The organism is Pallidibacillus thermolactis (assembly GCF_025660415.1).
Lineage (GTDB): Bacteria > Bacillota > Bacilli > Bacillales > Caldibacillaceae > Pallidibacillus > Pallidibacillus thermolactis.
On sequence record NZ_JAOUSE010000003.1, the window covers coordinates 1 to 13,653 of the forward strand.

The window sequence follows — 13,653 nt, forward strand, 5'->3', positions numbered from 1 at the left end:
TATTTCAATTCATCGAAGGTTGGTATAATCGCAAACGAATTCATGGAAGCATTGGTTATTTGACACCGGATGAATACGAAAAAATGTGCCGAATAGCAGCGTAAAACATGGGGTACAGAACCATAGCCATCAAGTTTACGAAAAGTGAGTGGATGAACTTCACTCACTTTTTCCGTTATTTTAAGAAAATCATGAGTTATTAAGAATTTATTCCACGACAAATAAGCCTCCACCTGGAGACTTTTCTGAAATTTTAAGTTATTAGAACTTAATTAGCTTTGGCTATATAATTCTTATAAGCAGTTTCTAAGATATCAAATACTGTACTATTCTGTTGCCTTCGGCATTTCTTTCCATTTAGTTTTATACTATGATAGATTAATTTACACACTTTTATAATAATGCCCCTATTAAATATAATCTCTTTAAATAAAGGTAAAAATTCTTTCACGATACTAATCGATTTATATTCACTCGTTTCCATCTGATGTTTCATATAAAGCATTCTGCGACACTGAAAGGCAAGTGTAGAACACAAAAGTAGTTGAATTAGCGTCCCATATAAGTGGCATTCAAATCGTTCCTTTTTAATATTTTTTACCTCATGGATTCCAAATAACGATTTCCATGTTTTAAACAATATTTCAATTTGCCAACGTAGAGAATATATTGAAAAAACATCTTCCTTTTTTACCATGTTTTGTGGTATATTAGTAAGGAAAATGTTAATTGAAATGTTTTTTTGTGCAGAAAGGGGCTTTTTTCCCTTTCTTCTTTTTTTATCTATATGTATTTGTCGTTGTACAGAGCGTTTTTTATTTCCAAGTAGTTTGATGAAATTTAGTGGAATTATATTGATTCACTTGTGTTAAAATGAAATTGCAAATATTGGAAATTTTAAATTTTTCAATTCATAAAGCTAAAAGGATTAGTTAAATATGTTGCTTTATAAGGGTGATGATTATGTCAGACTTAATGGGTATGAGTAAAATTATTGTGGGCGGAATAAATTTTATCCCCTTCATTTAGTGAACGAACGTAGTGAGTTCACTAAATGAAGGGGCAAGCAAGCGGAAGCGCGGTAGGAAAAAAGCAGATATAATGAAAAAGAGGGTACTCCTTGGTAGAATGATAGTCGACCAAAACAACCATTACCGAGAAAGGAGTATCCCTCATGGAAAAGAATATCACAAAATATCCAAATTTAAAAGAAATTGAGCAAATGGTTTGGAGGCAATTACAAGATACCTTCTCCAGCGTTATGAAAAATATTTTGGAGGATATGGATCAACAGATTGCAGAAGAACGAGATAAAAAACGCTATCGACTCATTGATAAAAGAAAATATCATATAACTAGTCTCTTCGGAGAGATTGAATTAAATCGTAATTATTACCGTGACCGGGAGACAGGGGAATATGTTTTTCTCCTTGATCGTTATTTAGAGTTTGAGGATGCAGGTTCTTTTAGCCCATTGATTGAGGAGGTAGCTATTGAATTAGCTGTTCAGGGACCTTCCTATCGAAAAGCAGCCAGTACGTTAGAAACCCTTTTAGGCTATCGGGTTATTAGTCATGAGGCAATCCGTCAACACTTATTACAAGTTTCGAGTATTCCAAAAAAGCGTGAGCATGTACATCAACCTGTATTATTTGTAGAGGTCGATGGTTTGTTTGTAAAACGTCAAGGTAAACGAAAAAAGGGAAAAGAAGAGAAAATAGCCGCAGTTCATCAAGGCTGGGAAGTCAATGGGAAACGAGTAAGACTGAAGAATAAACGCCATTTCGTACATGAAGGGAACCAGCCATTTTGGGAGGCGTTTGAGGACTTTCTCATCGAAAACTTTGAATATGATCCAACCATTCATAAGTTGGTAATAAATGGAGATGGTGCAAATTGGATTACAACTTGTCGTGACTATTTCAAAGATCGTGCATTCTTTTCGCTTGATCGTTTCCATGTGGCACGGGAGATTCGAAGTTTGTTCCGTCATCACCCACGTTATCGTCCAATTCGTAAGGCGCTTGCATCATATGATTATGAGAAATTGCTTACAGAGCTTAACAGTGCAATCGGAACGCTAGAGGATGATGAGCAAGAGGAACGTCTAGAAGCATTTATTCGCCAATTAGAGAAATATCCAGAAGCCTTGGGAGATTATCGTAACTGGCTTAAAGAACAGGGTATAGATACAACAGGAATGCGTCCGATGGGTAGTGCAGAAGGAACCATGAGTGTATTTGCCAAAAGACTTAAAAATGGCCGTAGTTGGGTGGATAAAGGTGTAAGTGCCATGTTCACTGGTTTGGTAGCTTACTTGGATAAATTGACCTTAAAAACACTATTTGGCAGGATCGAAAAATGGACTGAAACAAAGGTGGAAAAGAACCCACCAAGATACTATAAAGAAAAAGTTACGAGCACAATTGGTGAAGCCACTAGAGACAATGTTCTATATCTAAAAAGAAAAGCTAACATACCAGTTTACAAAGCATTAAAAGAGTTGTCTGGCTTTTAAAAAAGGCAAAATTCTTACCAAGAGAGTATCCTAAGGGTTTGAATCCGCTTTCAAATTTAAGGTGTTAAAAAAACTGCCTATAAATACTTGACTCAAACCTTCTCAGAAACGTCAAAGTAAGCTGGGGAAACATATTTAAAAAATAAAATCCCATCATATTGTTGTGCAGGTACAAAGGAAGTAGGCATTCCTCCGCCCTCATAGGCCCGCCACTTTTTCTGTGCCCAGTTTCCATTGCACTGAATAAAACTATTTTGATAAGGGGAATGGTCAAGAAGGCTTTCCAAATGTTTTTTATTCATTTTTTTTATTGGATATTCCTTACCTGTATAATCCAACATTTTGCCTTCCTTTGCATACAACCCCAATACAAAACTTTTCTCCTTAATCGTTTGGGAGAGGTTTTCCACAAACGATTTATAGGCAGACAGGCGCTTGGCGGAAGTATTTTTGCTAATATGCATGTTATGTGCCCAAATGATAAATTTTTCATTTGGGTATATTTCCTGTGCTAAAAATTCTAGGTTTTTTGCCATTAATGCATCCCGATACTCAAAAAGTTTCGAGAAACTTTTTTCTAAAGTTGCTTTCAAGTAATTTACTCTATTTTCCATCGTACGGAGGACAATTTTATAAATCTTGCTGTCCGGAAAACAATGCTGTTTGAGTTCCTCAATCAATTCCATGCCCTTACTTTCCATCTCTTCCCTTATATTTTGGCGCATTGAACGCTTGATTTTCCGTTTATCGGCTGCAATCAAAACCTCGATCGCCCGCTTTTCAAAATCGACAAACTTCTGTTTGGTCGTACCCGTTAAATAAGACTCGAGGAATTCCGAAAACAAATTCTCCTTTTTTCCTTGATAAACATCCACACCAGTAAAATACAGCGGCCGCTCCTGCTTCATTTTTTTCATATAGTCAAATAATCCAAGGACAAATTCATTTTGCCACACACGCCCAATGGTACCCGCCATAAAACGTTTAGAATCAAGTTGATCAGACAGATAATCGCCGATCATACATGGCCCCAATTCGCTTTCAAAGGCAAGTACATGAAACCCCAATTCTTCATGAAGATATTTAATCAGGCTTACTTTTGCTAGACTGTATTCTTTGACGCAATGGCTGCTCTCCCCAAGGAAGACAAAGCGTTTATGTTCCAAAATCGGCTGAAGAAACTCAAAATGATAGCGGTCCATATCCCCTATATCGATACTTTGATTTTTGACTTCGTTTACAAATAAAGTAGTCATTTAAATTTCACCTTCCAAAACGGCGTCTAATTCCTCATTATTACTCTTTGAATAATAAAGATTGTAATAGAAGCCTTTCTTTTTCATTAACTCGTAGTGAGTCCCCGATTCAACTATTTTTCCATCATTCAGAACAATAATGCAATCCGCATCTTTAATTGTGCTTAAACGGTGCGCTATTATAATACGAGTACAATTCATTTCATTTAAATGTTTATCAATATTTTTCTCATTAATATTATCCAATGAACTTGTTGCCTCATCTAATATCAAAATAGCAGGTTTTTGTAGAATGGCTCTTGCTAACATAATTCTTTGTTTTTGGCCACCTGATATATTCATCGACATTTCAGAGACAGGTGTGTAGTAACCCATTGGCATAGCCATTATTTCGTCATGTATTTGGGCAATTTTCGCAGCTTCAATTACATCATCCATAGAAGGATTTTCCTCGTAAACTGAAATATTGTGAAGAATGGATTTGTTAAAAAGAGTGGCATCTGGAGGGACAACTCCAATTTTTCTCCGTAACCACTGCTTATCTATATCTTTTAAATTAACATTATCATAAAATATTTCACCTACATTTGGTTCATATAAACCTAATAACATCCGGGCCAGTGTACTTTTACCTGATCCTGATGGTCCAACAATCGCAACTTTTTGCCCTGCTTTTATTTCAAGACTGATATTTTTAAGTACGGGGCGACTATATTTTGTATAAGAAAAGCTAACATTTTCTAGTCTAATATTGCCTGAAAGTTTTTCTAGTTTTATAGCTTTCTCCGGTATTTTTTCTGTTGGAGCTTCCATTACATCATTTATCCTATGTAAATAAGTGTCCATCATTATCATGCTTTGTACTGTATCAACTAAAGAAGATACCAGTCCGAAAAAAGTCCCTGTTAATGAATAGAATGCCACCATTGTCCCAACAGTAATGTTTCCAAGTTGAACTTGGTGTAATGATAAAGCTAAAATTATTAAAGGAGCAGCCAGCTCCAAACTCACTATGCAAGCATTTATTTTATTAGAATAATATTCTTTTTTCTTAAATGCACTTAATAGATTTTTTAACAAGCGCTCCCACTGATTAAAAACTTGTCGTTCTACACCGGCCATTTTGATTCCAAAAATACCATATAATGTTTCAACTTGTGCATCTTGAAATTTAGCTTGTTCAGATAATTCCTCTTCGGAGCGCTGCTTAATCGCATTTTGTGTTAAGGTTAATAATAATACATTCAATAACCCAAATAAAATTACCCATCCTGTTAACCAAGGTGAATTTATTGCCATATATCCAAGTATGATAAGAATTAAAGTAGAATCTAAAAAACTCATGATGGTCTGTTGAGAAAAAAGTTCACGTATCATTATATGGGCATTTGCCCTGTATAGTATATCTCCAAATGATCTCATTTGAAAGTACTGAAAAGGTAAATTAATTAAATGTTTAAAGAACCTGCTCATTAATTTCCAATCAAGATGAACCCTTAAATTGGCTAAAAAACGGCCGCGTAAAAAATGGATTACTCCATTAATTAAAACCAGAAAAATAATACTGAGAAGAAAATTGTAAAAAAACTCGTAATGATTTAAGCCAACAATCTCATCTATTGCAAATTTTGTAAGTAAAGGCATTATTATAGTCAGTAATTGAATAAACATTGACCCAATTAATACTGAAAATAATAATTTAGGTTTCTCAAAGGCTATTTTTAGATATGGTAGCCAAACATTGTTCGGTTTCTTCCTTTTAAAATTATTGTTGGGTTTTAATTCCAAATAATAACCTGTGAAATGTTTATGAAACTCCTCTTTAGAATAAATGCATCGACCAATAGCAGGATCCAACACATGGTATCCCCTTTTATTTATTTTCTCTAATACCACATAATGAAAGTGATCCCAATAAACAATCACTGGCGAATCAACTTCAAATAAATCTTTTCTTTTGTAAACTTGTGTGTTAAACCCAATATTGGAAGCTATTTCGGAAAGGGCATGCAACGAAACTCCATCACGACCGCCACCCATTCTCTCTTGTAATTCATGAAAGCTGACATAGCTCTTATAATAAGCAACAATCATCGACAAGCAACAAAAGGCACAATCAGTTTGTGCAATTTGTCTTTTAAGCGGTACTCTTCTTTTTGTTTTCATTAATATATTCCTCCATATAATTCCTCCTATTAATGATTTAACTGAAGAGTTAAAACTGATGGAACAATTTCCGGGTAAGCAAGCCTTAAAAAACCATAACCTATTCCTGCTTGTCCAAGCATTAAGCCCAGATTTTTTGTACCGGAGGGAGTTCCATACTTTAAGTTTCCATATGTTATATCTGAAGCAATATATTCTCCGATTTTTAATGCCGTCTCTTTCATTTCTTCATTTTTGAACTTGCTAGATGCTAATAGGAACAAATCTAAATTACCTAAATCCCCATGACATAGACAATGGGTACCCCCGAAACCACTTTTTAATGTTTGCCTAATTGCAATTTCAATATCATTTTTTAAATCATGGCTATTATAATATTCACTCATCATAATTCTGCTCATTCCAATGCCAGCAGCTCCATGGCACCACATCGAATTACCATAATAATCTCCATCATCACTCAAAACTAACCAATTTTCTTCCTTTTTATTAAATAGAGATTTTTCATACTCAAAAGATTGTAAAAATGTTTCCTTGTAATTATAATTTTTAGTAAACTTATAGAGTGCCATTAGCGCCCAAGTAAATCCTGAAGATCCATGTGCAAGTCCAGCTAAAGGTTTATTAACTTGATTAGGCCGCCATCCAATCCCCATTGCTTGTTTTTCTTTTTTTCTTAACAATAACTCTCCACACTTATTTGCAATGTCTAATAAATATTGTTCGCCTGTTTTTTTATAAAGATGAATGCACACTATAATTAACCCTGCTGCCCCTCCTAGAAAGTCCAATAATTGATCATCTTCAATCGTATTTGCTGCCTTATTTAAAACTTTTTTTACATAAGTAAGATACTCGGAATTATTAAAAATAATTGAAAAATTCCCTAATACATATGCATAGGCACCATAACCATAAAAAGCAGATAACGGTAATTTTGCTGGGTAATATTCCAGATAATTCAAAGCTGTTTGTACAGTTTTTTCAGCTAAAATTTTGTATTCTTTTCTCTTATTTAAATTATATAAGTTGGCATAGAACAAACCTATTCCAAGCACGCCATCATACAAATCAAAGTCAAGGGGTTTAAATGTCCATTTATCCTCAATGGTCAAATTTAACCCCAGCCATGTAACATCATTCTCTTTTCCAAATATCGCATTTTCTTTAATGTTGTCAGCGATTTTTTCGGAAACTTCCAAAAAACTTTCCCGTCGGAAATTGCCAGATATTTTATCAAGATTATAAACTCTATTTGAAACATTTGCATGACTATGAGTTTTATTTGAGTATTGCGCTAATAGCGAATTCGTTAAAATCTCTATTTGAAAATTCAAATCTTCTTCATTTATCATTTTTACTTTTTCAAGCAAACTGTTAAAACTGGATTCATAAAAAAAATTATGCTTGACTATTCCAATTGGATGATATAAGTCGCTCGAATCAGTATAGCAATAGAAATATGGTATGTCACCATTCAATATATCTCTACATTCATACATTATTGCATCTTGGTATTCAGGATGATTTTCTTTACCAATCCATAAGAAATTTATAAGACGCTCTCTTTCATAACCATCTTTTAGATAATCCGGATGAAAACTCGAATCTAAAAATGTTGAGTATACCTGTGTACTTCTTAAAATTATCCTTACTTTGTCGCCTTTAAATAAATATATTGGACCATTTTGCGATAATAGTTCTTTTTTATTATGGAGCAATAACGTGTACATTTCTCTGAATCCTTTGATGATTTCGGAGGAATAGTCTGTAACTGCTATTTCTTTTTCTTCTTTTAGATAAGGTTTATTTTTACTACTTTGTGAAAATGCTGGAACTTTAATTACCCTCATTTCATCAGTTAGAGGGTTTTCAATTGTAAACGTTTCAAGACCAGTCGGCTGTCCTTCATCTCCTCCTAAACCACTTAAATCGAAATCATAAATATTTGCTTGCATGAATGTTGCCGGAAGCATACCTGTTGATAAGACTGAATCAGTTAATTTACTAAATGCAATATCATAGGCGGAAGATGCTTTTCGAGGTAATTTAACAGTGTTCTGCACTAATCCTTCAAGATCAATTAACACCGGATGCTCTCCGTTTGCAATTAAATTCTCAAAATGGAAATCTGTAGCGTTCAATATGTAAAGGATAGCAATATAATTACCTTGCCGTTCATAAAAACGAGATAATTCATTATTAGAAGAGCAAGGCTTGTATTCAACAAATTCCTGCCATCCATATTGATCCTTATTTAAAATTGTTATTGTTTTTAATTGCAAAGAAGGTTTCTTACCATTTATCCATTCTAAAAATTGCTGAAAGTGCAAATCGATAGATAGAGACCTAGGCTTATAAACTATTTTTTTTTTCGAAGAAAACTGAAAAATAATCACACTCCTTCCATTATTATGAGAATCTCCTGATTGTAAAGTTAAAGAGGTTAATATATCATCATCTGATAAATGGAATATATGTACAAGTTCACTTCTATCCTTTAAAAAACGATAAATTGATTCTACAATACTATCAATTTTATTTAAAATAAATTCAATTAAAATTCTTACTAAAACAGGGTATTTTTTAATGAGTTCAAACTTTTTGTCTGGAGATGATAATATTTGATCCACATAAAAATTATATCTCTCCTTCGGCGTATCCCCAATTAGATTACCTTTCTCTCTTTCTTCATTTAAATCTTGAATAAGGGTTCTAATACTTACATAAACCAAATTTTCATGAATAAATTTCATAATATCATTTTTAATACTAGTTAAGTTACATATCCTAGATAAATCATCATAATTATTAACTTGACTTTTTAGACTAGAATCCAAATATCTTGATGCTATTTCTAAAAATTCTTTAAAAAAAGAAGAAAAAGGATTTGATAAATTTTCTTCGTTTGAATACAATTGATCTACTTCTATATTATTTTTACAAACATTTAAATATTGGTAAAATAAATCTATCCATTTATTAGTTTTTTTTTGAAAAAGTAATTCATTTATTGGAACATTATTTTCTATCTCCTTTTTCTTTTCAGAGGGATATAATAATTTATTTTTAATTATTTCCATGAGGTTATTTTCTACTATTTCGTTCATTTATTACCAACCCTCCTTAAAAAAATCAACTAACCAACCCAAAGAGTTACTTCAACTCTTTGGATTGGCCAAAAATAGCAATTGCTACATCGGACATTTTACTTTGAAACTAGGACAAAATCTTAAGCTCCAATTGCATATTCTTAAGCTAACGCAAACAATCGTACTTTGAGGGCTAACCTCTGTGTAACCGCCTGCTAATTTCTTTAATTCTTCTTCAGAAATTTTGCTTACAAAGGTTTGTTCTTGTTTTTCCATTTGTATCCCTCCCTTCATTTCAAACGTATTGTCAAAAATTTTATATTAAATAGGTTATAAAATACCTTGATAGAGGGCTTTACAAGCAAAAAAATTGCCACCCCCTGGATTTTAAGGTTAATTTGAGGTTACTACAACTCAAAACCTAAAACAGGAAGTGACAATCTTGTACCCTCAAATTATAACCTATTTATTAACTTATATAAACTATTTAGAACAGATCATTCGAACATTACTTACTCTACTTATCGGAAAAAACATGTTTGAAAAGCCTAAACTTAATGAACAACCAGTTAATATGCCTTATCGAAAACTTCAGGTAGACAATCTTCCGATTGTTGAAGTCCCTGAAAAACTTGATTATAAAATTCTGCTCGCTGAGCATTTTGAAAAGAACGGGAAACCATTGAAACCTGTTCAGAGACGAAAGAACACGAAAGTCTCAGTACCTAAATCCATGATCTGTCCAAAGTGTGGTGCTCCATCAGAATATCTTTATGCCAAAGGGCAGTATCAATGTAAGGTGTGCTCTTGTCTTTTCAGTGATAAAAATCGTTTTTCAAAAGAGGCGATTCTCAAGTGTCCTCATTGTTCCAAGACACTTGAAAAGATCAAAGAAAGAAAAGACTTTCACGTGTTTAAGTGTAAAAACAACGGCTGTCCCTATTATCAAAAGAAACTGAATGGGATGTCATCAAAAGAGAAAAAACAGTTTAAAAAGAATCCACAAGCCTTTAAATTAAGGTACATCTTCAGACAATTTCACATTGATTTTAAGCCGTTATCTAAGGAATCACCGGAGTTACCAGTAGTCGATTTGTCTAAGATTTATGCGTCGCCACATACATTAGGTTTGATATTAACCTACCATGTTAATTATGGGCTTTCAGCCCGTAGAACAGCTGCCATCATGCAGGATGTCCATGGTGTATCTATTTCCCGTCAGACGATACTGAATTACGGAAACAGCGTGGCTATTTTGCTTAAACCTTACGTAGATCACTACCCTTACGAACTTTCTGACCAATTCTGCGGAGACGAAACTTACATCAGAGTAAATGGGCGCTGGCATTACTTGTTCTTCTTCTTTGATGCCGTGAAAAAGATTATTCTTTCTTATCCGGTGTCGCCTAATCGAGATACCTTGTCAGCCATTCGTGCCATAGACGAAGTCTTACTAAAGATGAAAGAGGTTCCTGAGAACCTTACCTTTGTAGTAGACGGAAATCCAATCTATCTTCTAGCTCAACATTTCTTCGCTCAGCACGGTATCTCATTTGATGTGAAACAAGTGATTGGTCTTACGAACGAAGACCCAGTATCAACGGAATTTAGGCACTTAAAACAAATTATTGAGAGACTGAATCGAACCTTTAAAGGTAATTATCGCTCGACACATGGCTTCGGTTCTGAAAAAGGCTCCGTATCGTATGTCACGCTCTTTGTAGCTTACCTTAACTTTTTACGTCCTCATGCAAGCTTAGAAGGAAATGTCCCGGTAGTGAATCCAGAATTACTCGGACTTCCCACGATGCCAGCACGCTGGACAAAATTGATTGATTTAGCCCAACAATGGATTCAAGAAAAACGAACCGCCTAAATTTTGCTTTAGCTGAGCCCTTATAGATGTGAAGCTCAAAATAAGCCGTTTGGCGAAGCGAACCCTTGACAAACCAAACAGCCAATGGTTTAAAATTTTCGGAAAACAAGGGCGTATTTGTTATGCCTAAATTTTGTTCCCTTCGCCCTTGTTACACCTGACATAAACCATTGGCGTGTTTGTCAAGGGCAAATGGCGGAGCCTTTCCACAACTTTACGGAAGAAAATTCTTATCTCGACCGTTTTTTCATAGAACTTTTGACACTACCGAACTAAGTTTTATTTTAGTAAGCGTTTTCGCTTACTAGTAAAAATTTTAGTAATTTTTTTTATTTTAGTCAATAAAAATTTTATGAAAAAAGAGAAAAAACCGACTCTGTTCGAGTCGGCTCCTGTTAATCAAACGTAATTTCTTTCACTTTTTCTTCATCGAGACGCTTAATGACTTCGACTAGTAGTTTTACTGTTTGTTCGTAGTCATCGCGGTGAAGAAGGGCAGCGTGAGAGTGAATGTAGCGCGTTGGGATGGAAATGATGAGCGCTGGAACGCCGCGCATCGTCATATGGATCGCACCAGCGTCTGTTCCACCGCCTGGCATCGCGTCAAAGCGGTACGGGATGTTCATTTCCTCCGCAACGTTAACGACAAATTCTCGCAATCCTTTGTGAGAAACGAGCGTTGCATCGTATAAAACGATATGCGGTCCACCTCCGAGTTTTCCCATCGCATCTTTTTCTGATACACCTGGTGTATCACCAGCAATGCCAACATCAACCGCAAATGCAATATCTGGTTCGATCGCAAAAGCAGATGTTCGCGCACCGCGCAAGCCCACTTCTTCTTGCACTGTACCAACGCCATACACGACGTTTGGATGCTCCACATCTTTTAATTGTTTCAACACATCGATAGCAACAGCGCAACCGATGCGGTTATCCCATGCTTTCGCAAGCAACATTTTTTCATTGTTCATCACCGTAAATTCAAAATACGGCACGATTGCATCGCCCGGGCGCACGCCCCATTCGATCGCTTCATCTCGGCTAGAAGCCCCGATGTCAATAAACATATCTTTTATTTCAACAGGCTTTCTTCTTGCTTCAGCAGGTAAAATGTGCGGCGGTTTCGACCCGATAACACCTGTAATGTCGCCTTCTTTCGTCACAATCGTCACACGTTGAGCGAGCATGACTTGGCCCCACCAGCCGCCAAGCGGTTGGAAACGAATAAAGCCTTTTTCATCAATTTGCGTCACCATAAAACCAACTTCATCTAAATGACCTGCAATCATCACTTTCGGACCGTTCTCTTTTCCTACTTTCTTTGCAATTAAGCTGCCGAGACGATCCGTCGTCACTTCATCCGCATACGGAGCGATATACGATCTCATCACTTCGCGCACTTCTCGTTCATTTCCTGGAACGCCTTTTGCATCCGTTAACGCTTTCAACATCGTTAACGTTTCATCGAGCTTTTTCACATCTGTCACTCCTCTCTATGTACAACATTCATTATACTAAACATTTCGACAGTTGTTAATAATTGTGGCTTTGTCGTTCATGATTTACTTCGTTTTTCGCGACATACGCTCGTTCGATTTGTTCAGCAGTAAACTGAAGCGCATGAGCAAGCTGAGCGTACGCATACACTAGTTGATTGTATGCTTCTTCATTTAGCTGTCCACGAAACGCGTGAACCGCCTCAAATACGCGTAAAAATTGATCAACAAGCGATTGGCTTTCTTGTACGTTTGGCCATTGTACACCCTCATGTAAAGAAAGGTCGAGCCCGAGCGATAAAATAAAGTGAAGACCGTCAACATATTCTTCTAAAATCGTTTCGACTGCTGCTGGTGGCTTCGAACTCCAAAACTTGAAGCAACGCGTATCATTCGCAAGTTCCCCGATTTCAACAAGAAGAGCTAACAATTTCCGTTCAACTAAACGTTCACCGCGCAATCCGCGCTCCGTCTCAATTCGTTCGTCCAATTGCCGCTGCATAGCGAATAATTTTCCATTGGCGGGAACATGCCATCTTTATAGTGATCCCAATGTCCAGACGTTTTATATAACTCTACGCTACCAAGCACCGGTGTATATACGTGCTGATAACCGAGGGATAGCTCTTTATCGACGATATAACGTTCAATTGTTCGGCGAATCGTCGCACCTTTTGGAAGCCAAAGTGGCAATCCTTGTCCAACTTTTTGTGATGTCATAAATAAACAAGTTCTTTTCCAAGCTTACGGTGATCGCGCTCTTTTGCTTCTTGTAAAAGGCGTAAATATTCATCTAAATCTTCCTTTTTGAAAAACGCTGTCCCAACTACCTCTGTCAGTGAGGATATGGTTCACCGGACTTTCGGTATTAAGATGAGTGAACGTAAGATTGTAAGGCTCTCTCGGATTACAACAATTATTGCTGGGCTATTAGGTATTATGATTTCTTTACTATCTGAATCTTTCGTTGGTGGGGTTGTCAGCTTTGCATGGGCAGGAATGGGGAATACGTTCTCTGTCGTTGTTCTTTTAACCTTCTTCTGGAAAAAAACATCAGGCGTTGGTGTGATTGCCACAATTATTACAGGATTTTTCAGTGCAATCATTTGGACATTGTCACCGTTAGAAGCAATCGTTTCAGCGAAAGCCGGAACATTCTTCCTATGTTTAATCGTTGGTATAATTGTAAGTTTAATGTATCCAGATAAACGTGAGGATGGAGATAATAAAGTATTTGCATAAAGTT

11 protein-coding genes and 1 pseudogene are annotated in these 13,653 nt (G+C 35.7%); 4 read left to right on the top strand and 8 right to left on the bottom strand.

Translation table 11 applies throughout. The annotated features are described in order from the left end of the window. On the top strand, positions 1–104 hold a 104-nt coding region (locus tag OEV82_RS16120), incomplete at its 5' end, for an IS3 family transposase (RefSeq protein WP_407672719.1). Positions 105–268: 164 nt separating this feature from the next. Here the strand turns inward: OEV82_RS16120 and OEV82_RS16125 are convergent. After that, positions 269–859, bottom strand: a complete 591-nt coding sequence (locus tag OEV82_RS16125) for a transposase (protein WP_407672720.1) — start codon at positions 857–859, stop codon at positions 269–271. A 315-nt stretch (positions 860–1,174) separates the two neighbouring features. Here OEV82_RS16125 and OEV82_RS01740 point away from each other — a divergent pair, with 315 nt between their 5' ends. Further along, entirely contained in the window at positions 1,175–2,518 is a 1,344-nt protein-coding gene (locus tag OEV82_RS01740) for an ISLre2 family transposase (RefSeq protein WP_407672717.1), read from the top strand. 92 nt (positions 2,519–2,610) lie between these two features. Here OEV82_RS01740 and OEV82_RS01745 read toward each other — a convergent pair whose 3' ends face one another. The 4 genes from OEV82_RS01745 to OEV82_RS01760 all read right to left on the bottom strand — a co-directional run bounded on the left by OEV82_RS01745 (position 2,611) and on the right by OEV82_RS01760 (position 9,308). Next, positions 2,611–3,774 carry an erythromycin esterase family protein gene (locus OEV82_RS01745; protein WP_263060797.1) on the bottom strand — a complete coding sequence of 388 codons (1,164 nt, stop codon included), beginning with the start codon at positions 3,772–3,774 and terminating at the stop codon, positions 2,611–2,613. After that, on the bottom strand, positions 3,775–5,940 hold the full coding sequence (locus tag OEV82_RS01750) for a peptidase domain-containing ABC transporter (RefSeq protein WP_008881880.1): 2,166 nt from the start codon (positions 5,938–5,940) through the stop codon (positions 3,775–3,777). It lies immediately after the preceding gene. Positions 5,941–5,969: 29 nt separating this feature from the next. Beyond that, a complete protein-coding gene (locus OEV82_RS01755; RefSeq protein ID WP_263060798.1) occupies positions 5,970–9,050 on the bottom strand; it encodes a type 2 lanthipeptide synthetase LanM family protein in 3,081 nt (1,026 codons plus the stop codon). Positions 9,051–9,134: 84 nt separating this feature from the next. After that, complete coding sequence (locus OEV82_RS01760) at positions 9,135–9,308, bottom strand: class II lanthipeptide, LchA2/BrtA2 family (RefSeq protein ID WP_008881882.1); 174 nt, start codon at positions 9,306–9,308, stop codon at positions 9,135–9,137. A gap of 166 nt (positions 9,309–9,474) precedes the next feature. Here OEV82_RS01760 and OEV82_RS01765 point away from each other — a divergent pair, with 166 nt between their 5' ends. Continuing rightward, the gene (locus OEV82_RS01765) at positions 9,475–10,908 is read left to right on the top strand and encodes a DDE-type integrase/transposase/recombinase (protein ID WP_263060800.1); all 1,434 of its coding nucleotides are present in this window, start codon (positions 9,475–9,477) and stop codon (positions 10,906–10,908) included. A 395-nt stretch (positions 10,909–11,303) separates the two neighbouring features. On the opposite strand, the gene OEV82_RS01770 is transcribed toward OEV82_RS01765, so the two are convergent. The 3 genes and pseudogenes from OEV82_RS01770 to OEV82_RS01780 all read right to left on the bottom strand — a co-directional run. Beyond that, positions 11,304–12,389, bottom strand: coding sequence for a M42 family metallopeptidase (locus OEV82_RS01770; protein WP_263060801.1), 1,086 nt, complete (start codon positions 12,387–12,389; stop codon positions 11,304–11,306). Positions 12,390–12,444: 55 nt separating this feature from the next. Then, positions 12,445–12,909, bottom strand: coding sequence for a dUTP diphosphatase (locus tag OEV82_RS01775; RefSeq protein ID WP_263060802.1), 465 nt, complete (start codon positions 12,907–12,909; stop codon positions 12,445–12,447). Positions 12,910–12,920: 11 nt separating this feature from the next. Continuing rightward, positions 12,921–13,246: pseudogene (locus OEV82_RS01780) on the bottom strand (threonine--tRNA ligase); the annotation flags it as partial. Between the two features lie 34 nt (positions 13,247–13,280). On the opposite strand from OEV82_RS01780, the gene OEV82_RS01785 reads away from it, so the two are divergent. Beyond that, positions 13,281–13,649: a sodium:solute symporter family transporter gene (locus tag OEV82_RS01785; protein WP_407672718.1), complete on the top strand. Its 369-nt coding sequence runs from the start codon at positions 13,281–13,283 to the stop codon at positions 13,647–13,649. Positions 13,650–13,653: the final 4 nt, after the last annotated feature.